The organism is Pseudomonas sp. PB103 (assembly GCF_009764635.1).
Taxonomy (GTDB): Bacteria; Pseudomonadota; Gammaproteobacteria; order Pseudomonadales; family Pseudomonadaceae; genus Aquipseudomonas.
The window spans coordinates 37,236-60,730 of sequence record NZ_RWIL01000101.1; the positions used below are offsets into that span (position 1 = coordinate 37,236).

At 60.3% G+C, this 23,495-nt stretch carries 21 protein-coding genes; 18 read left to right on the plus strand and 3 right to left on the minus strand.

Annotated features, from left to right (window positions below):
- Positions 1 to 80 precede the first annotated feature (80 nt).
- From EJA70_RS18220 to EJA70_RS18230, 3 genes are read left to right on the plus strand one after another with little or no spacing between them, the layout of a single operon-like run.
- Positions 81 to 1,100 (plus strand): aminoglycoside phosphotransferase family protein, encoded by a 1,020-nt coding sequence (locus tag EJA70_RS18220; RefSeq protein WP_158832519.1) that lies wholly within the window; start codon positions 81 to 83, stop codon positions 1,098 to 1,100.
- Complete coding sequence (gene murU, locus EJA70_RS18225) at positions 1,097 to 1,768, plus strand: N-acetylmuramate alpha-1-phosphate uridylyltransferase MurU (RefSeq protein ID WP_158832521.1); 672 nt, start codon at positions 1,097 to 1,099, stop codon at positions 1,766 to 1,768. The genes EJA70_RS18220 and murU overlap by 4 nt, the downstream gene beginning before the upstream one ends.
- Before the next feature lies 1 nt (position 1,769).
- Complete coding sequence (locus EJA70_RS18230; protein WP_008085213.1) at positions 1,770 to 2,537, plus strand: DnaJ domain-containing protein; 768 nt, start codon at positions 1,770 to 1,772, stop codon at positions 2,535 to 2,537.
- Positions 2,538 to 2,631: 94 nt separating this feature from the next.
- On the opposite strand, the gene EJA70_RS18235 is transcribed toward EJA70_RS18230, so the two are convergent.
- Complete coding sequence (locus EJA70_RS18235) at positions 2,632 to 3,621, minus strand: alpha/beta hydrolase family protein (protein ID WP_158832523.1); 990 nt, start codon at positions 3,619 to 3,621, stop codon at positions 2,632 to 2,634.
- 73 nt (positions 3,622 to 3,694) lie between these two features.
- On the opposite strand from EJA70_RS18235, the gene EJA70_RS18240 reads away from it, so the two are divergent.
- The 10 genes from EJA70_RS18240 (at position 3,695) to trpE (ending at position 16,223) form a co-directional block, all read left to right on the plus strand.
- Positions 3,695 to 6,088: a PAS domain S-box protein gene (locus EJA70_RS18240; RefSeq protein WP_158832525.1), complete on the plus strand. Its 2,394-nt coding sequence runs from the start codon at positions 3,695 to 3,697 to the stop codon at positions 6,086 to 6,088.
- Between the two features lie 118 nt (positions 6,089 to 6,206).
- Positions 6,207 to 6,836, plus strand: a complete 630-nt coding sequence (locus EJA70_RS18245) for a response regulator transcription factor (protein ID WP_008085218.1) — start codon at positions 6,207 to 6,209, stop codon at positions 6,834 to 6,836.
- 333 nt (positions 6,837 to 7,169) lie between these two features.
- The gene (locus tag EJA70_RS18250) at positions 7,170 to 8,294 is read left to right on the plus strand and encodes an ABC transporter ATP-binding protein (RefSeq protein WP_158832527.1); all 1,125 of its coding nucleotides are present in this window, start codon (positions 7,170 to 7,172) and stop codon (positions 8,292 to 8,294) included.
- Positions 8,295 to 8,342: 48 nt separating this feature from the next.
- Positions 8,343 to 9,386: an ABC transporter substrate-binding protein gene (locus tag EJA70_RS18255; protein ID WP_158832529.1), complete on the plus strand. Its 1,044-nt coding sequence runs from the start codon at positions 8,343 to 8,345 to the stop codon at positions 9,384 to 9,386.
- 198 nt (positions 9,387 to 9,584) lie between these two features.
- Positions 9,585 to 10,832, plus strand: a complete 1,248-nt coding sequence (locus EJA70_RS18260; RefSeq protein WP_158832531.1) for an ABC transporter permease — start codon at positions 9,585 to 9,587, stop codon at positions 10,830 to 10,832.
- Positions 10,833 to 10,844: 12 nt separating this feature from the next.
- Positions 10,845 to 11,669 (plus strand): ABC transporter permease, encoded by an 825-nt coding sequence (locus EJA70_RS18265; protein ID WP_064119279.1) that lies wholly within the window; start codon positions 10,845 to 10,847, stop codon positions 11,667 to 11,669.
- 287 nt (positions 11,670 to 11,956) lie between these two features.
- Complete coding sequence (locus tag EJA70_RS18270; RefSeq protein WP_158832533.1) at positions 11,957 to 13,105, plus strand: iron-containing alcohol dehydrogenase; 1,149 nt, start codon at positions 11,957 to 11,959, stop codon at positions 13,103 to 13,105.
- Positions 13,106 to 13,184: 79 nt separating this feature from the next.
- The gene (rpe, locus tag EJA70_RS18275) at positions 13,185 to 13,859 is read left to right on the plus strand and encodes a ribulose-phosphate 3-epimerase (protein ID WP_007918813.1); all 675 of its coding nucleotides are present in this window, start codon (positions 13,185 to 13,187) and stop codon (positions 13,857 to 13,859) included.
- Complete coding sequence (locus EJA70_RS18280; protein ID WP_158832535.1) at positions 13,856 to 14,674, plus strand: phosphoglycolate phosphatase; 819 nt, start codon at positions 13,856 to 13,858, stop codon at positions 14,672 to 14,674. The genes rpe and EJA70_RS18280 overlap by 4 nt, the downstream gene beginning before the upstream one ends.
- A gap of 70 nt (positions 14,675 to 14,744) precedes the next feature.
- Entirely contained in the window at positions 14,745 to 16,223 is a 1,479-nt protein-coding gene (gene trpE / locus EJA70_RS18285; protein ID WP_158832537.1) for an anthranilate synthase component I, read from the plus strand.
- A 324-nt stretch (positions 16,224 to 16,547) separates the two neighbouring features.
- Here trpE and estP read toward each other — a convergent pair whose 3' ends face one another.
- Entirely contained in the window at positions 16,548 to 18,455 is a 1,908-nt protein-coding gene (gene estP / locus EJA70_RS18290; RefSeq protein WP_158832539.1) for an esterase EstP, read from the minus strand.
- A gap of 408 nt (positions 18,456 to 18,863) precedes the next feature.
- Here estP and EJA70_RS18295 point away from each other — a divergent pair, with 408 nt between their 5' ends.
- The 4 genes from EJA70_RS18295 to EJA70_RS18310 all read left to right on the plus strand — a co-directional run bounded on the left by EJA70_RS18295 (position 18,864) and on the right by EJA70_RS18310 (position 22,146).
- Positions 18,864 to 19,457, plus strand: a complete 594-nt coding sequence (locus EJA70_RS18295; RefSeq protein WP_158832541.1) for an aminodeoxychorismate/anthranilate synthase component II — start codon at positions 18,864 to 18,866, stop codon at positions 19,455 to 19,457.
- Between the two features lie 9 nt (positions 19,458 to 19,466).
- Positions 19,467 to 20,516: an anthranilate phosphoribosyltransferase gene (gene trpD / locus EJA70_RS18300; RefSeq protein ID WP_158832543.1), complete on the plus strand. Its 1,050-nt coding sequence runs from the start codon at positions 19,467 to 19,469 to the stop codon at positions 20,514 to 20,516.
- Positions 20,513 to 21,349, plus strand: a complete 837-nt coding sequence (trpC, locus tag EJA70_RS18305; protein WP_158832545.1) for an indole-3-glycerol phosphate synthase TrpC — start codon at positions 20,513 to 20,515, stop codon at positions 21,347 to 21,349. The genes trpD and trpC overlap by 4 nt, the downstream gene beginning before the upstream one ends.
- A gap of 98 nt (positions 21,350 to 21,447) precedes the next feature.
- Positions 21,448 to 22,146: a lipoate--protein ligase family protein gene (locus EJA70_RS18310; protein ID WP_158832547.1), complete on the plus strand. Its 699-nt coding sequence runs from the start codon at positions 21,448 to 21,450 to the stop codon at positions 22,144 to 22,146.
- Here the strand turns inward: EJA70_RS18310 and crp are convergent.
- Positions 22,143 to 22,787, minus strand: a complete 645-nt coding sequence (crp, locus tag EJA70_RS18315; RefSeq protein ID WP_008088598.1) for a cAMP-activated global transcriptional regulator CRP — start codon at positions 22,785 to 22,787, stop codon at positions 22,143 to 22,145. The two genes, EJA70_RS18310 and crp, sit on opposite strands and share 4 nt — an antisense overlap.
- A 236-nt stretch (positions 22,788 to 23,023) precedes the next feature.
- On the opposite strand from crp, the gene EJA70_RS18320 reads away from it, so the two are divergent.
- On the plus strand, positions 23,024 to 23,446 hold the full coding sequence (locus EJA70_RS18320; protein WP_003228794.1) for an OsmC family protein: 423 nt from the start codon (positions 23,024 to 23,026) through the stop codon (positions 23,444 to 23,446).
- Positions 23,447 to 23,495 lie beyond the last annotated feature (49 nt).

The following is a 23,495-nucleotide window of genomic DNA, read 5'->3' on the forward strand; positions in this document are numbered from 1 at the left end:
CGCCTCTCGATGGTCTGAAAAAGATGCTGGATAATAAAGCATGACCCGCTTGACGGCTAGCGCCGTCGGAGACCCTTGCAATGCCTGACCAAGATGTACGCTTGCAACACCTGAAAGTTTGGCTCGATGAGCAGTTGGCAAACCTGTTTGCAGATCAGGGCTGGGGCGCTGTGCCCCCGGCCACGTTGACCGCGGCCAGTAGCGACGCGAGTTTCCGCCGCTACTTCCGTTGGGAAGGCGCTGGTCGCAGCTTCGTCGTGATGGATGCGCCGCCGCCCCAGGAAAACTGCAAACCGTTCGTGGATATCGCGTTTTTGCTGGCGAAATCCGGAATTAATGTGCCGAAAATTTATGCCGAAGACCTCGAACGCGGTTTTCTTTTGCTCAATGACCTGGGCAACAAGACCTATCTCGACGTGATCGATGGCGAAAATGCCGATGCGTTATTCGACGATGCCATGAAAGCATTGCTGGCTTTTCAGCAGTTGCCGATGGTTGCGCCGCTGCCGAGTTACGACGTCGCATTGCTGCGCCGTGAGCTGGAACTGTTCCCTGAGTGGTACGTGAAGCGTGAACTGGGCGTCGAATTCAATTCGACTCAGCAACAACAGTGGCAGCGGATCAGCGACCTGTTGATCGACAGCGCCCTGGCTCAGCCCAAAGTGCTGGTGCACCGCGACTACATGCCGCGCAACCTGATGCTCAGCGAGCCGAACCCTGGCGTGCTGGATTTCCAGGACGCGGTCTACGGCCCGGTGACCTACGACGTCACCTGCCTGTTCAAGGACGCCTTCCTCAGCTGGCCGGAAGAGCGCGTGCGTGGCTGGCTGGAAAACTATTGGCAGCAAGCTTCGGCGCTGAACATTCCGGTACACCCGGACTTTGAGGACTTCCTGCGTGCCAGCGACCTGATGGGCGTGCAGCGCCACCTGAAAGTCATCGGCATTTTTGCGCGCATCTGCCATCGCGACGGCAAACCGCGCTATCTGGCCGATGTGCCGCGCTTCTTCTCTTATATAGAAGCAGTGATCGCGCGTCGTCCGGAGCTGGCGGAGCTGCAAGCGTTGTTCACCAGCCTGCGGGGTGGAGCAACAGCATGAAGGCAATGATTCTGGCGGCAGGCAAAGGCGAGCGCATGCGCCCGCTGACCCTGACCACCCCGAAACCGCTGGTGCGTGCCGGCGGCGTGCCCCTGATCGAATATCACCTGCGCGCGCTCGCGGCCGCAGGGTTTGACGAGATCGTGATCAACCATGCCTGGCTCGGCCAGCAGATCGAGGATTATCTGGGCGACGGTTCGCAGTTTGGCGTGAGCATTCAGTACTCGCCGGAAGGCGAGCCGCTGGAAACCGGCGGCGGGATTTTCCGTGCGCTGCCGTTGCTTGGCGACGACGCATTCCTGGTGGTCAACGGTGATATCTGGACGGATTACGACTTCAGTGTGCTGCACCAACCGATCAACGGTCTGGCGCATCTGGTGCTGGCGGACAACCCGGCGCATCACCCGACTGGCGACTTTTCCCTGGTCGACGGTCAGGTGATTGATGGCCAGGCAGATGCTGCGACCCTGACCTACAGCGGCATCGCCGTGCTTCATCCGCAATTGTTCGACGGCTGCAGCGACGGTGCTTTCAAACTGGCCCCGCTGCTGCGCCAAGCCATGGCGCAAGGCGAGGTCAGCGGCGAACGCTTGAAAGGTCACTGGGTCGATGTCGGTACCCACGAGCGCCTGGCTGAAGCCGAAACCTTGATAGAAGCGAGTCGCTGAGATGTTGTGGCCAGGGACTCTGATTGGAGCCGGTGCGGGTTTTGCGATTGCCAGCATTCCGGGGGCCATGCTTGGTGCTTTGTTGGGACAGGCGCTGGATCGGCGTCTGCACTTGCAGAGCTGGGGGCATTTGCGCGAGAAGCTCGGCGGTCGGCCGATGCTGCGCAACGACGAATTGTTGTTTGTGTTGCTTGGGCGTCTGGCCAAGAGCGATGGCCGTGTCACCGACGGGCATATTCACCAGGCGCGCAACGAAATGCGCGCGCTGGAGATGAGTGAGCCGGCGACGCGTCGGGCGATTGCCGCGTTCAACCGTGGCAAGTCTGGTAGCGATAATCTGCGTGGTTATCTGAAACGCCTGAGTGCGCAGCCGCACGCGTCCGAAGGAGTTTTGCGTGCTTGCTGGCGGATGGTCTGGGCCGATGGCCGCGCGGGCGTCAGTGAGCGTGAATTGTTGGCGCAATGGGGCAAATGGCTGGGCTGGACGACGCATCAGGTGCAGGCGTTGGCCAGTGATTACGAGCCCGGCAAGCGACCGATTGTCAGCGCGGCGGTGAGTTATCAGGAAGCGATGCGTTTGCTCGGTGTTTCAGCCAATAGCGAACCGGCGCAGATCAAACGCGCATACCGGCGGCTGCTGAGTCGGCATCATCCGGACAAGATTGCCGGCACGGGGGCGACGGCGGCGCAGGTGCGTGAAGCGACCGAGCGAACGCGTGAATTGCACAATGCGTATACGTTGATTCGCGAGCGACGCGATTTTCGCTGACCGTTGAAGATCAAAAGATCGCAGCCTTCGGCAGCGCCTACCTTGGAATACGTTTCCTGTAGGAGCTGCCGAAGGCTGCGATCTTTTTGCTTTATCAGTCCGTGATCTGTGGATTCAACCAGCCGCGCACCCGACGGTACAACTGTTCCTGCTCAGCCTTCTTGTCCGGCAACACCTGCAACGCCACCTGGCTGAACGCCGACGTCTTCAAACGCTTGCTGGCCTGCATGCGCTCCAGCGCGGCATTGCGATCCAGTGCCTTGTCCATGTAGAAAATATCCGCCGTCGGCAATTTCAGCGTCGGCGTCAACTCGGCCAGTGCCGGTTTGGCCTTGGCCGGTGTCTGCGCATCGACCATCACAAACTTCGCCACCTGCGCGGTCTGTTTCTCGCTCAAATAACGCGCCGCCCAATAAGCACCGGTGCCATGACCGAGCACGACAATGCTGCGCGCGCCCTGTTGTTCGGCGTAGGCAATGGCCGCGTCGATGCGCGTGAAGATTCGCTCGCCGTCTGCCTTTTCCTGTTCTTCCACGGTCTCGGCGACGACTTGATCGGCGACCTCGGCTTCACCGCCCGCGGCCTGCTCGATCGGTTGTGCGGTGGTGGCATCCTTGCTGCCGGTCTCCGGCGCTTTCGGCGCGGCGACGGGCTCGATTACGCGCGGTGCGATCGCATCGCTTTGCAGATCAGGCAGGCTGATACTCAGGCTGCTCCACTCGGCGTCGGGCAGTTTCTGCCGCAACGGGCCGATTGCCTGAGGCCAGTCAGCGGTTTCGCCGGCGCCGGGGATAATAATGACCGCACCTTTGGGTTCAGCCGTGTTGGCGTTTTTCCACAGCGCGAGGAAGGTGTCGCCGCCAGCCTGCAACTGTTGCTGCTCTTGCGCCGGAACCGTACGGCCGAGTGCGGCGGCTTCTTCCTGACTACGCTCAAGCAGTGGCTGGCGTTCGAGCGGTTTTTCTTCGGCGGGTTTTTCTGCCGTGGCGGCAGGCGCCGGATCGGCGGCTTCGACGGAAAACGCACAAGGCAGGATCAGCGACAGGCACAATGCTGGCATTGCCAGGCGGTAAACAGAGGGCATCGGTTATTCCAGGCCAGAAAGTATCCCGGCAGCCTAATGGGTTGGTCAGAATTTGTCAGTGTATGAGACTTCAATGAAGCGATTTTGCTGCCTGTGGGTTATCGGCTGTTTGTGGTTTCCCTTGATGGGCTGGGCAGCGCCTGCGCCGCCGACACCGTTTGCACAATTGTCGCCGAGCCAGCAGCAATGGCTCGCGCAACACCATGAATTGCGCGTCGGTCTGGTCTTGCAGGCGCCGTTTGCGCAATACGACCGGCGTTTGCAGAAGCTGTCCGGGGCCAACGTCGAACTGATGAAAGCATTGGCCAGGGTGCTCAATGTCGAACTGAGCTGGCGCAACTTTCAAGACCTCGCGCAACTCGAAGCAGCGGTGCGCGAGGGCGAAATCGACATCGCCCCGGGCCTGATGCAAACCCCGGGCGCGCTGCGTCTCTGGCAATTTTCCGATCCGTATATGCGCGTGCCGCAACTGGTGGTCAGCGACCAGAAAGCCAGCGGCACGATCGATCTGGAAAAACTCGACGGCCAGACCCGCGTCGCCGTGCGCATGCCCAGCACCACCGCCGATTATCTGCGGGGCAACTATCCCCATCTCAACCTGCAAGGCGTGCCGCTCGAACGTCAGGCGCTGCAATTGTTGCTGAGTCAGCAGGCGTCTTATGCGGTAGTCGATGAGGCGCAACTCGGTCGATTGTCAGCAGAGCCAGAGTTCGCCGAGCTGGTGGTGGTCGGTGATATCGGGTTGCCGCAATTGTTGCGGGTCGCCTCGCGTCGGGACTGGCCGGAGCTGGCCGGTATTGTTCAAAGCGCTTTGCGCGCGATCCCGGCGAAAGATCTGGAGCGCCTGCACAATCAATGGCTGCAGCCGAAATACCCGCGACTGTCGGAGTCGCCGGGTTTCTGGCAGAACCTCAGCCTGTTGTTTGCGGTGATGCTGCTCAGTTGCGTGGCGATCGTGTTCTGGCAGCGGCGCCAACAGCACAGCCTCGAACAGCGCCTGCTCGCCGCCCGCGAAGACATCGCTTTGCGCGCCGCCAGCGAAGAAGCGCTAAGGCTGACGCAGTTTTCCATCGATCAAAGCACCGTTGGCATCCTCTGGGTCAATTGGGACAGCCATGTGCGCTACGCCAATCGTGCGGCAGAGAACATGCTCGGTTACTCCGCAGGCGGATTGATCGAGCGGCCGTTGATCGACTTCGAACCGGGTCTGCACATGGATCGCTGGCTCAACCTGTGGAAGCGTGCGCGGGCCAGTGAAGAAGGGCCGCTGAGTTTTGAAACCAGTTGCGTGCGCGCTGACGGCAGTATTTTGCCGGCGGATGTTTCGCTGAGCTTTTTGCGTTTTCGTGACAGTGAGTATCTGGTGGTTTACCTGACTGACGTCACCGAGCGCCGTCGCGCCCTGGCCGCGTTGCAGGAAAGCGAGGCGCGGCTGCAAGGCATCGCCGCCAACGTGCCGGGGCTGGTGTTCCGTCTGGAGCGCGCGCCGGTGACCGGGCAGATCGACTTTGCCTACATCAGCGAAGGCAGCGAGAGCCTTGTCGGTTATGCCCCGGCCGTCATCGCCCATCGCGACATGGGCCTGCGCAGTCTGGTCCATCCGGACGACCGGGCCAGTTATCACCGCACCCAGGATCACGCGCTGGACACCGACAGCGACTGGTCGTGGCAGGGCAGAATCCTCACGCGGCAGGGCGAGCAGCGCTGGGCCGAGATCAAGGCAATCACCCGGCAACTGGAAGATGGCGCGTACGTCTGGGACGGCATCGTCTGGGACATCAGCGAAAGCAAACGCATCGAGCTGGAGCTGGCGGCGTCGCGAGAGCAACTGCGTGAACTGTCGGCGCACCTTGAGAGCGTGCGCGAAGAAGAGAAGGCGCGCATCGCCCGTGAAGTTCACGATGAGCTAGGGCAGATGCTCACGGTGCTGAAGCTGGAGACGTCGATGTGCGAACTGGCCTACGCGCAACTCGACCCCGGTCTGAACGAACGGCTGAACAGCATGAAGCGCCTGATCGCGCAGTTGTTCCAGCTGGTGCGGGATGTCGCGACGGCGTTGCGCCCACCGATTCTCGATGCCGGGATCGCGTCGGCGATCGAGTGGCAGGCGCGGCGATTTGAAGCGCGCACGCAGATTCCGTGTCTGGTGCAGGTGCCGGACAATCTGCCGGCGCTCAGTGATGCCAAGGCAATCGGGTTGTTCCGGATTTTGCAGGAGGCGCTGACCAACGTGATGCGTCATGCTCAGGCGCATACTGTGGAACTGACGCTGGAGCTTGCGGGGGATGAGTTGTGCCTGACGGTTGCCGATGATGGCGTAGGATTTGTCGCCGCCACGGGTAGGCCGACTTCGTTTGGTTTGGTCGGCATGCGCGAGCGGGTGTTGATCATGGGCGGGCGGTTGGTGCTGGAGAGTGAGCCGGGGGAGGGCACCAGTCTTAAAGTGTGGGTGCCTTTGGATCGCTAAAAGATCGTCCGATCGCGGCCCGAGCCTGCGGCAGCTCCTACAGGGGAATGCGATCAATGTAGGAGCTGCCGCAGGCTGCGATCTTTTGCCCTGAAAACAACAACCGAGGAGAGTGCAAGTGATCCGTGTTCTGGTAGCCGAAGACCACACCATCGTCCGCGAGGGCATCAAGCAGTTGATCGGCCTGGCCAAGGATCTGCAAGTGGTGGGCGAGGCGAGCAATGGCGAACAACTGCTGGAAACCCTGCGCCATGTTCCGTGTGAAGTGGTGCTGCTCGACATCTCCATGCCCGGGGTCAATGGTCTGGAGGCGATCCCGCGCATCCGCGCACTGAACAATCCACCGGCGATTCTGGTGCTGTCGATGCATGACGAAGCGCAGATGGCCGCGCGCGCGCTGAAGGTCGGCGCCGCCGGCTATGCGACCAAGGACAGCGATCCGGCGCTGCTGCTCACGGCGATCCGCAAAGTCGCGGCGGGTGGGCGCTACATTGATCCGGACCTGGCCGACCGCATGGTCTTCGAAGTCGGCCTGACCGATGCCCGGCCGCTGCATTCGCTATTGTCCGAACGCGAATTCTCGGTGTTCGAGCGCCTGGCCCAAGGCGCCAACGTCAACGACATCGCCCAGCAACTGGCGCTGAGCAGCAAAACCATCAGCACCCACAAGGCGCGGCTGATGCAAAAGCTCAACATCACCTCGCTGGCCGAACTGGTCAAATACGCGATGGAACACAAACTCCTCTAAACCCGTCCCCTGTAGGAGTTGCCGCAGGCTACGATCTTTTGATCCTGCTGTTTATAAGATCAAAAGATCGTCCGATCGCGGCCCGAGCCTTCGGCAGCTCCTACAGTAGACCGCGTGGGCATATCTGTGAGCGACAGGGGTTTTTGCTTGTTCTTGCGGCTCGCAGCTTGTCCCTTGTCACTGCCGTATCCGTTAGCGCCATCCTTGTAGGGCAATCCCTACCCCCAACCTTCCATCCGGCTGAGGCGATTCTCTCCTGCGTCCCGATTTGCGTGCCTGTCAGCAACCACTAGGCTTAATCCACAAGCAGTCATCAACAACAAAGGTGTGGGTATGAGCCAGGTCGATACAAACGCAGGGGCCAGTGATGTGCTGGTCAGCTTTCGTGGAGTGCAGAAGAGCTACGACGGCGAGAACCTGATCGTCAAAGACCTCAACCTGGACATTCGCAAAGGCGAATTTCTCACCCTGCTCGGGCCGTCCGGTTCCGGCAAGACAACCAGCCTGATGATGCTCGCCGGGTTCGAAACACCGACCGCCGGCGAAATTCTGTTGGCCGGGCGCTCGATCAATAACGTGCCGCCGCACAAGCGCGACATCGGCATGGTGTTTCAGAACTACGCGCTGTTCCCGCACATGACCGTCGCTGAAAACCTCGCCTTCCCGCTGAGCGTGCGTGGCCTGAACAAAAGCGACGTCAGTGACCGCGTGAAGAAAGTTCTCAGCATGGTTCAGCTCGACGCATTCGCCTCACGCTACCCGGCGCAATTGTCCGGTGGTCAACAGCAACGTGTGGCATTGGCGCGCGCGTTGGTGTTCGAACCGCAACTGGTGCTGATGGACGAACCCCTCGGTGCCCTCGATAAACAATTGCGTGAACACATGCAGATGGAAATCAAACACCTGCACCAGCGCCTCGGTGTGACCGTGGTCTACGTGACCCACGATCAGGGTGAAGCGCTGACCATGTCTGACCGCGTCGCGGTATTCCATCAAGGCGAAATCCAGCAGATCGCCCCGCCGCGCACGCTTTACGAAGAACCGAAAAACACCTTCGTCGCCAACTTCATCGGCGAGAACAACCGCCTCAACGGCCGCCTGCTCAGCCAGACCGGCGAGCGCTGCGTGGTTGAGTTGGGCCGTGGCGAAAAGGTCGAGGCGCTGGCGGTCAATGTCGGCCAGACCGGCGAACCGGTGACCCTGTCGATCCGTCCGGAGCGTGTCAGCCTCAACGGTTCGAGCGATCAATGCGTCAACCGCTTCTCAGGGAGGGTGGCGGAATTCATCTATCTGGGCGACCACGTCCGGGTGCGCCTGGAAGTCTGCGGCAAGACCGACTTCTTCGTGAAACAACCGATTGCCGAGCTCGATCCCGCGCTCGCGGTCGGTGACGTGGTTCCGCTTGGCTGGCAGGTCGAGCACGTTCGCGCGCTTGATCCACTTCTAGAGGCGCATTAATCGCCCCGGCAACACCAACACCAACCCTGCACGTGGAGAGAACAATAAATGTTGAGATCCCTGAAGTTCACCGCCCTGACCCTGGGCCTGATGGGTGCGGCCAGCGCAATGGCCGCTGGCCCGGATTTGACCGTGGTGTCGTTTGGCGGGGCGAACAAGGCGGCGCAAGTCAAAGCCTTCTATGCACCGTGGGAAGCGGCGGGCAACGGCAAGATCGTCGCTGGCGAATACAACGGCGAAATGGCCAAGGTCAAAGCCATGGTCGACACCAAGAGCGTGTCGTGGGACCTGGTCGAAGTTGAATCGCCAGAACTGTCCCGTGGTTGTGACGAAGACATGTTCGAACAACTCGACCCGGCGCTGTTCGGCAAATCCGAAGACTACGTCAAAGGCGCGATTCAGCCGTGCGGCGTAGGTTTCTTTGTGTGGTCGACCGTGCTGGCTTACAACGCCGACAAGCTGAAAACCGCGCCGACCAGTTGGGCGGATTTCTGGGACACCAAGAAATTCCCGGGCAAACGTGGCCTGCGCAAAGGCGCCAAGTACACCCTCGAATTCGCCTTGATGGCCGATGGTGTGGCGCCGAAAGACGTCTACAAAGAGCTGGCGAGCAAGGGCGGCCAGGATCGCGCATTCAAGAAGCTTGATGAGCTGAAACCAAGCATTCAGTGGTGGGAAGCCGGCGCGCAACCGCCGCAATACCTCGCTTCCGGCGACGTGGTGATGAGCTCGGCCTACAACGGTCGCATCGCTGCCGTGCAAAAAGAATCCAACCTGAAAGTGGTGTGGAACGGCGGTATCTACGACTTCGACGCATGGGCCATCCCGAAAGGTCTGGACGCCAAGCGTGCGGAAGCGGCGAAGAAATTCATCGCCTACTCGGTGCAGCCGCAGCAGCAGAAGACCTACTCGGAAAACATCGCCTACGGCCCGGCCAACACCCAGGCTGTTCCTCTGCTGGCCAAGGATGTCCTGAAAGACATGCCGACCACCCCGGAAAACATCGCCAACCAGGTGCAGATCGACGTCAGCTTCTGGGCTGACAACGGCGAGCAACTGGAGCAGCGCTTCAACTCCTGGGCTGCGAAATAAGCACGTCACACGGGCCGACGGTGTTCCAGATGATCGTTCCCACGCTCTGCGTGGGAATGCCGCCCGGGACGCTCCGCGTCCTCGTGTGACGCAGAGCGTCACTGGATGCGTGCCCACGCAGAGCGTGGGAACGATCAGTAGCTAAAGTTCGAGGTGGTTCGCCACCTCTGTAACGATCAAAGATTTGCGGAGTACGTCATGGCCATCGCCGTTCCCCCGAACGAGGGCAACAGCCCCACCTTGAAGCAGAAGCTCAAGCGCGCCGAGCGGGTCAACCGCTGGAAGGCTCAAGCGCTGATTGCGCCGTTGGTGCTGTTTCTGTTGCTGGTGTTTCTGGTGCCGATCGTGGCGCTGCTCTACAAAAGCGTCGGCAACCCCGAAGTGGTCGGCGGCATGCCGCGCACCGTGGCGGCCATCGCCAGTTGGGACGGCCGTGGCCTGCCAGCTGAGCCGGTCTACAAAGCCGCCGGCGAAGACCTCGCCGAAGCACGTAAAAACCAGACGCTGGGCGATCTGTCCAAGCGCTTGAACATGGAGTTGGCCGGCTACCGCAGCCTGCTGACCAAAACCGCCCGGGCGCTACCCTTCGCCAGCGAACCGGCCTCTTATAAAGAAGCGCTGGAAGCACTCGACGAACGTTGGGGCGACCCGGCCTACTGGCAAGCGGTCAAACGCAACACCAGCAGCATCACGCCTTATTACTTGCTGGCGTCCGTCGATCACCGCATCGACGACCTCGGCGAAATCGCCCCGGCCACCCCGGATCAGGCGATCTACCTCGACATCTTCGCCCGCACGTTCTGGATGGGCCTGGTCATCACCGTGATCTGCCTGCTGCTCGCCTATCCACTGGCGTACCTGCTGGCGAACCTGCCATCGCGGCAAAGCAACCTGCTGATGATCCTGGTGCTGCTGCCGTTCTGGACGTCGATTCTGGTGCGGGTCGCCGCATGGATCGTGCTGCTGCAATCCGGCGGACTGATCAACAGCGGGCTGATGGCCATGGGCATCATCGATAAACCGCTGGAACTGGTGTTCAACCGCACCGGCGTGTACATCTCGATGGTGCACATCCTGCTGCCGTTCATGATCCTGCCGATCTACAGCGTGATGAAAGGCATCTCGCCGACCTACATGCGTGCGGCGATTTCTCTCGGTTGCCATCCGTTCGCCAGTTTCTGGCGGGTGTACTTCCCGCAGACGTACGCCGGTGTCGGCGCCGGTTGCCTGTTGGTGTTCATCCTCGCCATCGGCTACTACATCACCCCGGCGCTGCTCGGCAGCCCGAACGATCAAATGGTCAGCTACTTCGTCGCCTTCTATACCAACACCAGCATCAACTGGGGCATGGCCACCGCGCTGGGTGGGTTGTTGCTGCTGGCGACCGTGGTGCTTTATCTGATTTACAGCTGGCTGGTCGGCGCCAGTCGCCTGCGCCTGAGCTAAGGGGAATTCGAGATGCTGAGTCCTTACATGTCGCCCATTGAACGGGTGTGGTTCTACAGCCTGCGGATTCTCTGCGGCCTGATTCTGTTGTTCCTGATTCTGCCGGTGCTGGTGATCATCCCGTTGTCGTTCAACTCGGGGAGTTTTCTGGTCTATCCGCTGCAAGGTTTTTCGCTGCACTGGTATCAGGATTTCTTCGCCTCGGCGGAATGGATGCGCGCGCTGAAGAACAGCATCATCGTCGCCCCGGCGGCGACGGTGCTGGCGATGATCTTCGGTACGCTGGCGGCGATTGGCCTGACTCGCGGTGACTTCCCCGGCAAAGCGCTGGTGATGGCGCTGGTGATTTCGCCGATGGTGGTGCCGGTGGTGATCATTGGTGTGGCGAGCTATCTGTTCTTCGCGCCATTGGGGTTGGGCAACAGCTTCTTCTCGCTGATCGTCGTGCATGCGGTGCTGGGCGTGCCGTTTGTGATCATCACGGTGTCGGCGACGTTGCAGGGGTTTAATCACAATCTGGTGCGTGCGGCGGCGAGTCTCGGTGCATCGCCACTGACCGCGTTCCGTCGCGTGACCTTACCGCTGATTGCGCCGGGGGTGATTTCCGGGGCGCTGTTTGCGTTCGCGACTTCGTTTGATGAGGTGGTGGTGACGTTGTTTCTTGCGGGGCCTGAACAGGCGACGTTGCCTCGGCAGATGTTTAGCGGGATTCGCGAGAACCTCAGTCCGACGATTGCCGCTGCTGCGACGTTGCTGATTGCGTTCTCGGTCATCCTGTTGCTGACTCTGGAATGGCTACGTGGCCGCAGCGAAAAACTGCGGACTGCTCAGGTTTAAGATCAAGGTCAAAAGCCACCCCCTCACCCCAGCCCTCTCCCCCAAGGGGGCGAGGGGGAAAGGGAGCAGATATTCGTGCTGTTCAGAATCTGAGCTCGACTCGGTATTTCAGGTCGGTGTACTTCGAAAGTACAGCGCGGTCAGTCCCCTCTCCCTCCGGGAGAGGGCTAGGGTGAGGGGCTCTTGATCTTGCGCTCGATGACTCATTCACCACCTGAATAGCAGACAACCCCAAATCCCCAGCTAATCTTGTGCCCAGCTCCCACATCTATAAGAGGCTGCGCACGATGAGTCTGTCCCAGTTCAAAATCGCTCTCAAACTGATCACCGGCGCCGCCGCCATCGAGCAACTGGCCGCCGAACTCACGCGCCTCGACATCGACAACCCCCTGATCGTCACCGATGCAGCGCTGGTCAAATCCGGCACCGTCGAGCTGGCGCTGGTGCAACTCGGCGGACGCGAGTACGAGATTTTCGACCGCGTGCTGCCCGACCCTGAAATTGCCATCGTCGAAGATTGCATGCGCGTTTACCGCGAGGGCGGGCATGACGGCTTGATCGGCCTCGGTGGCGGCAGTGCCATCGACATCGCCAAAAGTGTCGCAGCCTATGCCGGTTACCACGGCGCGCTGGAGGATCTGTTCGGCGTCGACCAAGTGCCGCGCAAAGGCCCGCCGCTGATCGCCATCCCGACTACCGCCGGCACCGGTTCCGAAGTGACCAACGTCGCCATCCTTTCGGACAAAGTCGCGCAACTGAAGAAAGGCATCGTCAGCGACTTTCTATTACCGGACGTGGCGTTGGTCAGCCCGCAAATGACCTTGACCTGCCCACGCAGCGTCACCGCTGCAAGTGGCGTCGACGCGCTGGTGCACGCCATCGAATCCTATCTGTCGGTCAACGCCTCGCCGATCACCGACGCGCTGGCGATCGGCGCAATCAAGCTGATCGCCAAAGCCTTGCCCAAGGCCTACGCCAACGGCGCCAACCTGCAAGCCCGCGAAGACATGGCCACTGCCAGCCTGATGGCCGGCATGGCGTTCGGTAATGCCGGGGTCGGTGCGGTGCATGCGCTGGCGTATCCGCTGGGCGGGCGCTTCAACATTGCCCATGGTGTGAGCAATGCCTTGCTGCTGCCGTATGTCATGACCTGGAACAAGATGGCCTGCGTCGAACGCATGCAGGATATTGCCGAAGCCATGGGGGTGAAGACCGCTCATTTGAGTGCAGCCGAGGCGGCGGACAAAGCCGTGCAGGCGATGACTGATCTGTGCGCGGCGGTGGAAATCCCCGCTGGCCTGCGCAGTTTCGGTGTCCCGGAAGAAGCGATCCCGGCCATGGCGGTGGAAGCCGCGGGGATCGAGCGCTTGATGCGCAACAACCCGCGCAAACTCAGCGCCGTCGATATCGAGAAGATTTACCGAGCGGCGTACTGATCATCGCGGTCACGGTGCGCGCAGCAATGCATGAGGCTACAATGCGCGCCATCGTGATTTAGCTCAGAAAAGGTGCGTCATGCAGCCCTTCGTAATTGCTCCGTCGATTCTCTCCGCCGACTTCGCCCGCCTCGGCGAGGAAGTGGACAATGTTCTCGCCGCTGGCGCCGACTTCGTCCACTTCGACGTCATGGACAACCACTACGTACCCAACCTGACCATCGGCCCGATGGTCTGCGCGGCGTTGCGCAAGTACGGCGTCACCGCGCCGATCGACGCGCACCTGATGGTCAGCCCGGTGGATCGCATCGTTGGCGACTTCATCGAAGCCGGCGCGACTTACATCACCTTCCACCCGGAAGCCACGCTGCACGTTGATCGCTCGCTGCAGCTGATCCGTGAAGGCGGCTGCAAATCCGGTCTGGTGTTCAACCCGGCGACCCCGCTGGACGTGCTCAAGTACGTGATCGACAAGGTCGACATGGTCTTGCTGATGAGCGTCAACCCAGGCTTCGGCGGGCAGAAATTCATTCCCGGCACCCTCGACAAACTGCGCGAAGCGCGGGCGATCATCGATGCTTCGGGCCGTGACATCCGTCTGGAAATCGACGGCGGCGTCAACGTCAACAACATCCGTGAAATCGCTGCCGCTGGCGCTGACACCTTTGTCGCCGGCTCGGCAATCTTCAATGCGCCGAACTACCAGGAAGTCATCGACAAGATGCGTTCCGAACTGGCGCTGGCGCGCCCATGAGCGGGTTTGAGCAGCTGTTCCCGGGAAAACTGCCTCGGCTGGTGATGTTCGATCTGGATGGCACGCTGATCGACTCGGTTCCAGACCTGGCAGCGGCGGTGGACACCATGCTGCTCTCGCTCGGCCGCAAGCCTGCGGGCATCGAAGCGGTGCGCGAATGGGTCGGCAACGGCGCGCCGGTTCTGGTGCGCCGTGCTTTGGCCGGTGGCATCGATCACTCGGCGGTGGATGACGTCGAGGCCGAACATGCGCTGGAAGTGTTCATGGAGGCTTATGGCGCCAGCCATGAGCTGACCGTGGTCTATCCCGGCGTGCGCGACACCCTCAAGTGGCTGCAAAAGCAAGGCGTGGCCATGGCGCTGATCACCAACAAGCCCGAGCGTTTCGTCGCGCCGTTGCTGGATCAGATGAAGATCGGTCGCTACTTCAAGTGGATCATCGGTGGCGATACCTTGCCGCAGAAAAAGCCTGATCCGGCAGCGCTGTTCTTCGTGATGAAAATGGCCAACATCCCGGCCTCGCAATCGTTGTTCGTCGGCGACTCGCGCAGCGATGTGCTGGCGGCGAAAGCGGCGGGGGTCAAATGCGTGGCGCTGAGTTATGGCTACAACCATGGCCGACCGATTGCCGAAGAGTCGCCGGCGCTGGTCATCGACGATCTGCGCAAGTTAATTCCCGGTTGCCTCGGTTCGGCCGCTGAGATAACGTTGCCCGACGCTTCTCAATCCCATTCTGGAAACGCCATCGTGGTGGTCACTCGCAAACTCTGGATGAAAGTCATCAAGGCCCTGGCCCGCTGGCGTTGGCGCGCCTGACTTTTTTCTGGCCGGCCTGCCGGCGCGTTTGCATACCTGACTGATAGCACCTCACACCACGAGGCACCTTATGATCCGCGAAGAATTCCTGCGCTTGGCCGCTGACGGCTACAACCGCATTCCGTTGGCCTGCGAAACCCTGGCCGACTTCGACACGCCGCTGTCGATATACCTGAAACTGGCCGACCAGCCCAACTCCTACCTGCTCGAATCGGTGCAGGGTGGCGAGAAATGGGGGCGTTACTCGATCATCGGTCTGCCGTGCCGCACCGTCATGCGCGTTCACGATCATCACGTCAGCATCACCGTTGATGGCGTCGAGACCGAAAGCCACGACGTTGAAGATCCACTGGCCTTCGTCGAATCCTTCAAGGCGCGTTACAACGTGCCGACCATCGCTGGTCTGCCGCGCTTCAACGGTGGTCTGGTCGGTTACTTCGGTTACGACTGCGTGCGTTATGTCGAGAAGCGTTTGGGCATGTGTCCTAACCCGGATCCACTGGGCGTGCCGGACATTCTGCTGATGGTGTCCGACGCCGTCGTGGTGTTCGACAACCTTGCCGGCAAGATGCACGCGATTGTCCTCGCCGACCCTGCGCAGGAAGATGCTTTCGAACAAGGTCAGGCACGTTTGCAGGAATTGCTGGAGCAACTGCGCCAGCCGATCACCCCGCGCCGTGGCCTGGATTTCAGCAAGCAGCAATCGGCTGATCCGGTATTCCGTTCCAGTTTTACTCAGGACGATTACGAAAAAGCCGTCGACACCATCAAGGAATACATCCTCGCCGGTGACTGCATGCAGGTCGTGCCGTCGCAGCGCATGTCGATCGACTTCAAGGCTGCGCCAATCGATCTGTACCGCGCGCTGCGTTGCTTCAACCCGACGCCATACATGTACTTCTTCAACTTCGGCGACTTCCACGTCGTCGGCAGTTCGCCGGAAGTGCTGGTGCGCGTTGAAGACAACCTGATCACCGTGCGCCCGATCGCCGGCACGCGCCCACGTGGCGCGACCGAAGAAGCCGATCTGGCGCTGGAAGAAGATCTGCTGTCGGACGACAAAGAGATCGCCGAGCATTTGATGCTGATCGATTTGGGGCGTAATGATACGGGGCGTGTTTCGGAGATTGGTTCGGTGAAGCTCACCGAGAAAATGGTCATCGAGCGTTATTCCAACGTGATGCACATTGTGTCCAACGTCACCGGTCAGTTGAAAGAAGGGCTGACGGCGATGGACGCGTTGCGGGCAATTCTGCCGGCGGGCACCTTGTCCGGCGCACCGAAGATTCGTGCGATGGAAATCATCGACGAACTGGAGCCGGTCAAGCGTGGTGTGTATGGCGGTGCGGTCGGTTACTTCGCCTGGAACGGCAACATGGACACCGCGATTGCCATCCGCACCGCAGTGATCAAAAACGGCGAACTGCACGTGCAGGCCGGTGGCGGCATCGTCGCCGACTCGGTGCCGGCCCTAGAATGGGAAGAAACCCTGAACAAACGCCGCGCCATGTTCCGCGCCGTCGCCCTGGCCGAACAAACCCCGGACTGATTTCCGATCCCCTGCGGGAGAGGACATGTGTGGGATGGGGATTTATCTGTGGTGTGGGATTCATTGTGGCGAGGGGATTTATCCCCGCTCGGCTGCGCAGCAGTCGTAAAACCATCGCACGCGGTTTACCTGATACACCGCGGTGATTGGTTTCGGGGCCGCTTCGCACCCCATCGGGGATAAATCCCCTCGCCACAGGTAAATGTCTCTCACCCCAGAAAATGAGTCATAAAAAAGCGGCGCCTGTGAGGGCGCCGCTTTTTTCATGCCCTGCAACAACCCCCTGTAGGAGCTGCCGCAGGCTGCGATCTTTTGCTCTACCGCTTAAAAATCCAACACCACCCCGACATTCACCCCTTGCTGGGTAAAGTCATCATCCTTGCGCAACGAATACCCGCCACGCAACGCCAGATCTGCCGTCAGCTTATGGCTCACGCCCAGGCTCAACCGATTCAAATGACTCTGCGGCGTATACCCCTCAAGTTTGAAGTCATTCGCCGGCAAAGTATTCAGCGCGATGTTGACCTTCTGCACGTCATCTTCGTACTCACGCTCGTGCGCGTACTCACCAAACACTTGGGTTTGCGGGGTGAAGTTGTACTTGCCCTGAATACCAACGCCCAGACGTTTCGAATCGCGGGTCTGATCATCGAAGGTCAGTGCTGTAGCGCGGTTGCTCTTCTCCGAATAACCATCGACATCAACACTGGCATAATCGGCGCTGACGAACGGCGACAGATGCCATTCGCTGCCCGGCTGGGCAATGTCGTAGCCGATGCGCGTACTGAACGCCCAGAGGCTGCCGTCGGTATCACCTTTCTCCGCACCTTCACTGGCGCCCAGATCAAACTTGCGCTTGAGGTTGTCGTAGTCGAGCTTGCCGCCGGTCAACGCCGCGTCAGCCCACCAGCGGTTCTGCTGGAATTGGGCGAATGCCGTCGCCATGTAGCTGTTGAGTTTGTAGTCCGAATCGTTATGCCCGGCCTCGAGATTCTGCCGGTAGAGACCACCCGCCACACCGACACGCCACGCTTCGTTGAGACGATAGCTGCCACCAATGTTTAGGTTGTAACCGCTGCCATCGGCGCTGGCACCGCTGCTTTGGCTGTCGACATCCAGATGCTGGCCGCCGGCGGAGACAATCGCCCGCCATTGGCCGACCGCTTGCCAGTTTTCCCAATCGGCTTGCCATTGGTTACGCAGTTCATCCTGATGCGCGCGCACGGTGGCGTGGGCCATTTCCGGCAGCAGCGTCAGTTCCCACGGCGCCGCCAACAGCGAATAGGCGTAGTCGGAGATCAGTTTTTGTCCGGCTTCGGTCGGGTGCACGCCGTCGTTGTAAATCAGCTTGGTTGGATCCGGCGTCGCACTATTGATGCCGTAACGGGCGTTTTCCGGGCAACCGCTGCCGCTGAAGCACGTCGCGGTAAGGTTCTGGTCAGTGGCCAGGCCAAAACGCCCCGGATCGGCGAACACTTCCGACAGCAAAACCGGAATGTTCAGCGGAATAATTTCCGCGTTGATGCCTTGCAGGCGCGTGACCAACTGGCTGTTGAACTGCGCGGCGAGCTGGCTGCTGAACGCTTGCAGCGGTGTGCCGTTGATGGCCGGGGTCAGGCCGACATCAGGCAACAGCCAGACCATCACGTATTTGGCCCCGGCTGTTTGCAGCGCTTGCACGCTGTCAGCCAGGCGATCGGCGCCGGCGTTGGCTTGCGGCAGGCTGAGGATGCGACCTTGCAGGAAGTCGTTACCGCCACCGGAAATGTAATACAGCGCATTCGGGTCGGCGCGGAAGCCGTTCGAGGGCAGGTAGCCGGCGCGGGTGCGTTCGCCGGTGGCCGACTGCGTAGTGATCGAATCGAGAATCTGGTCGGTGCGATAACCGCCGACCGCCCAGTTGTTGCCGTCAGCCTGGCCATTCTCGGCACGCACGGCCGAGCTGGAGGAGGCGGTTTGATCGGGGGTGAAGCCGAGGCGTGCGCCCAGCCGTTGGGTGGCGTTCAGATCACGGGATTCGCCGCTGCCGTCCAGATAGATTGGCCCGGTGCGGTTGGTGTAGCGCTGGGTAGAACCGGCCGGGCCGCCGGTGTCCCTGAAGGTGCCGGCATCGTTGAGGCTGTCGCCAAACACCACGAAATTCGAGTAGGGATTGGGTGCGGCATTCGCCTGAGCACAAGCCAGTGCGAGCAGGCAACCAGCCAGCGGTACAAACAACGTCTGTTTGATCATGAGCAAGTCCGTTTATTTATTGTTGTAGGTGAACGAAACGACAGTACCAAAAACTTCCGGCCTTTTGCCATCGGTCGCGAACCCTCGCGCAGATTTAACCCCCATACGCCCGGCCATATTGCACGCTCCGCCCAGCTAAGTTACTGTGCCGGAACGTATGAACGAGACCTTTCCCGTGTTGATCACCAGCAAACTTCTGGATCAAGTCATCAAGGCACACGCCCGCTGGCGTTGGCGCGCCTGAATCTTTTCTGCCGGCCCCGCCGGATCTGTATCGCTTTGCCTTCCTTGCCTGTTTGAAATGCCGCTGTGCCGACGCGTCCATCTGCGTCCGACATCGCGCAGCGCCCTGCGGGCAAGTCATCTGAAGGCTGTCTCCAAGTCAGAATTCAAGAGGTTCGAAACGCCATGTTGCTGATGATCGACAACTACGACTCCTTTACTTACAACGTTGTGCAATACCTCGGCGAACTGGGTGCCGACGTCAAAGTCGTGCGCAACGACGAATTGACCGTCGCCGAGATCGAAGCACTCAAGCCCGAGCGCATCGTCGTATCGCCAGGCCCGTGCACGCCGACCGAAGCCGGTATCTCCATCGAAGCGATCAAGCACTTCGCCGGCAAACTGCCGATTTTGGGTGTCTGCCTCGGCCACCAATCCATCGGCCAGGCCTTTGGCGGTGATGTGGTGCGCGCGCGCCAGGTCATGCACGGTAAGACTAGCCCGGTATTCCACGAGGACAAGGGCGTTTTCCAAGGTCTGAATCATCCGCTGACCGTTACCCGCTACCACTCGCTGATCGTCAAGCACGATACTTTGCCCGATTGCCTCGAGCTGACCGCGTGGACACAACACGACGACGGTTCGGTCGACGAAATCATGGGCCTGCGTCACAAGACCCTGAACATTGAGGGCGTACAGTTCCACCCCGAGTCGATCCTGACGGAGCAGGGTCATGAACTGTTTGCCAACTTCCTCAAACAAACCGGCGGCACGCGCTAAGGACTTCCCATGAATATCAAGACAGCCCTGAGCCGTATCGTCGAGCACCTCGATCTCAGCACCGAAGAAATGCGCGATGTGATGCGCGAAATCATGACCGGCCAATGCACCGAGGCGCAGGTCGGCGCGTTCATGATGGCCATGCGCATGAAGAGCGAGAGCATCGACGAGATCGTCGGCGCCGTGTCGGTGATGCGTGAACTGGCCGATCAGGTCGAACTGAAAACCCTCGACGGCGTAGTCGATGTGGTCGGCACCGGCGGTGACGGTGCGAACATCTTCAACGTGTCGACGGCTTCTTCCTTTGTTGTCGCTGCTGCCGGTTGCACCGTGGCCAAACACGGCAACCGCGCGGTCTCGGGCAAGAGCGGCAGCGCCGACTTGCTGGAAGCTGCCGGCATTTATCTGAACCTGACGCCGGTACAGGTTGCGCGTTGCATCGACAACGTCGGCATTGGTTTCATGTTCGCCCAGACTCACCACAAAGCCATGAAGTACGCCGCCGGCCCGCGCCGCGATCTCGGCCTGCGTACGCTGTTCAACATGCTCGGCCCGCTTACGAATCCGGCCGGTGTGAAGCATCAGGTAGTGGGCGTATTCAACAAGGCGCTGTGCCGGCCGTTGGCCGAAGTGTTGCAGCGTCTGGGCAGCAAGCATGTACTGGTGGTGCATTCGAAGGACGGCCTGGACGAGTTCAGTCTCGCCGCGCCGACTTTTGTTGCCGAACTGAAGAACAACGAAATCACTGAATATTGGGTCGAGCCGGAAGACCTCGGCATGAAGAGCCAGAGCCTGCACGGCCTGTCGGTCGACGGCCCGGAAGCGTCGCTGGCGCTGATCCGCGATGCCCTCGGCAAGCGCAAGACCGAGAACGGCCAGAAAGCCGCCGAAATGATTGTGCTCAACGCCGGTGCTGCGCTGTACGCCGCCGACGTGGCGAGCAGTTTGAAACAGGGCGTGGAGCTTGCGCACGACGCCCTGCACACCGGCCTCGCTCGGGAGAAACTCGAGGAGCTGGGTGCCTTTACCGCGGTATTCAGAGTGGAGAATGAGGGATGAGTGTACCGACGGTTCTGGAAAACATTCTGGCCCGCAAGGTTCAGGAAGTCGCCGAGCGTAGCGCTCGCGTCAGCCTGAGCGAGCTGGAAAGTCTGGCCAAGGCGGCCGATGCACCCCGTGGTTTTGCCCAGGCATTGCTGGCGCAAGCGAAGAAGAAGCAGCCAGCGGTGATTGCCGAGATCAAAAAGGCATCGCCGAGCAAAGGTGTGATTCGCGAGGACTTCGTCCCGGCCGATATCGCCAAAAGCTACGAGAAGGGCGGGGCAACCTGTCTGTCCGTGCTGACCGATATCGATTATTTCCAGGGCGCCGATGCTTACCTGCAACAGGCGCGCGCCGCCTGCAAGCTGCCGGTGATCCGCAAGGACTTCATGATCGATCCTTACCAGATCGTTGAAGCCCGCGCGTTGGGCGCCGACTGTGTGCTGCTGATCGTCTCCGCGCTGGATGACGTGAAAATGGCCGAGCTGGCGGCGGTGGCCAAAGGTGTTGGCCTCGACGTGCTGGTGGAAGTTCACGACGGTGATGAACTGGAGCGCGCGTTGAAAACCCTCGATACGCCGCTGGTGGGTGTCAACAACCGCAACCTGCACACGTTTGATGTCAGCCTGGAAACCACCCTCGATCTGCTGCCGCGTATTCCGCGTGATCGTCTGGTGATTACCGAGAGCGGTATCCTCAACCGTGCCGATGTCGAGTTGATGGAAATCAGCGACGTGTATTCGTTCCTGGTCGGTGAAGCATTCATGCGCGCGGAAAATCCGGGCACAGAACTGCAGCGCCTGTTCTTCCCGGAGCGTGGCGTGCCGATCAGCGGTTCGACCCTCGACTGATCAAGTCTTTGCAGGCGCCCGCGTCCCCTGTGGGAGCGGGCTTGCCCGCGAAGAGGCCAGTCAATTCCCTAAAGATTCCAAATCTGCCGGAGCCCTCCATGTCGCTGCCAACCCCCCTGACCATCGAAGCCGGCCTGCAAGCCGAACAAGATTTGCTGGCCTCGGTCTGCGCCGGCGACTCCGAATTCGGCCTTCTCTTCTGGCAACCCAGCGATCGCGCACTGGTCATGCCACGCCGCCTGAACCGCTTGCCCGCTTTCGAACACGCCTGCGAAGTCTCCGCCGCTGCCGGCTGGCCAGTCCTGCTGCGTGAAACCGGCGGCGAGCCCGTCCCGCAATCCGCCGCCACCATCAACATCGCTTTGGTCTACGCACCAACGCGCAGCGAAGGCGACCTGAACCGCATCGAAACCGGTTACCACCGCCTCTGCGATCCGATCTGTCAGTTGCTCGATGAATTGGGCGGCACGTCATCGTTGGGCGAAATCGATGGCGCATTCTGCGACGGCCGTTTCAACGTCAACCTCGACGGCCGCAAAATGGTCGGCACCGCCCAGCGCTGGCGCCAGAGTCAGGGCGGACAACGGCCGGTCGGTCTGGTGCACGGGGCGATGCTGATGGATGACGAGCGCGAATCGATGGTTGCAGCGGTCAATCGCTTCAACGAAGCATGTGGCCTGGAGCAGCGGGTGAGGGCGAAAAGCCACATCGGCCTGCATGAGAAATTCAACGCGCCACAGGCCTTGGCGCGTCTTGATGAGCTGTTTCGTATGATGCTGGCGCAGATGTACGTTTAGCGCGTACCGAAAACCACCATGGTCTTGCCTTTCACATCGACCAGGTTGCGTTCCTCAAGATCCTTGAGCACGCGACCGACCATCTCCCGCGAACAACCGACAATCCGCCCGATTTCCTGGCGGGTCACCTTGATCTGCATACCGTCCGGGTGGGTCATCGCGTCTGGCTGTTTGCACAACTCCAGCAGGCAACGCGCTACGCGACCGGTCACGTCAAAGAATGCCAGATCGCCGACCTTGCGCGTGGTGTTGCGCAGGCGTTGTGCGATTTGTCCGCTGAGGACGTAAAGAATGTCTGGATCCTGCTGCGATAATTCGCGGAACTTGGCGTAGCTGATTTCCGCTGTTTCGCATTCGACCTTGGCCCGCACCCAGGCACTGCGTTCCTGTTCCTGACCGGCTTGCTCGAACAGGCCCAACTCACCGAAGAAATCCCCGGCATTAAGGTAGGCGATGATCATTTCGCGGCCGTCGTCATCCTCGATCAAGATCGTCACCGAACCCTTGATGATGAAATACAACGTATCGGAACGATCGCCGGCACAAATGATGTTGCTCTTGGCCGCATGGCGACGGCGCTGACAATGCATCAACAGCTTGTCGAGGTTCTTGATTTTGGGTGTGGGGGTAATAGCAACCATGGTTGTATCCCGAAAAGACTGCACGGTGATGTTTGATTTTTTTATGAGGCGCTGAAGGCGGTCGCTACACGGCTGGCATGGGCGCCAGCGAATTGGCGCCAGCTTAACAGACACTTCGTCGCGAATTCGAGAAATTACCTACACAGTTGGGGTATTCGTCCTAGGAACGCTGCTCGCGGTCAGGGCAATCCCCTGTGCTAAGCTGGCGACCCTTTTTTTACAGTGGAGTCTGGGCGATGAAGGCACGCATCCAATGGGCTGGCGAAGCCATGTTCCTCGGCGAATCCGGCAGCGGTCATGTCGTGGTCATGGACGGTCCGCCGGACGCCGGTGGTCGCAATCTGGGTGTTCGCCCGATGGAAATGCTCCTGCTCGGTGTGGGCGGTTGCAGCAATTTCGACGTGGTCAGCATTCTCAAGAAATCGCGTCAGGCCGTTGAAAGCTGCGAAGCCTTCCTCGAAGCCGAACGCGCGACTGAAGATCCGAAGGTATTCACCAAGATTCACATGCATTTCGTGGTCAAGGGCCGTGGCTTGAAAGAAGCCCAGGTCAAACGCGCGATCGAGTTGTCCGCCGAGAAGTATTGCTCGGCTTCGATCATGCTCGGCGCCGCTGGCGTGGCCATCACTCACGATTATGAAATCGTCGAACTCGGTTGAACCGACATTCAACTATCATAAAAGCAGTGCAGACTCTGGCGATCCCCCG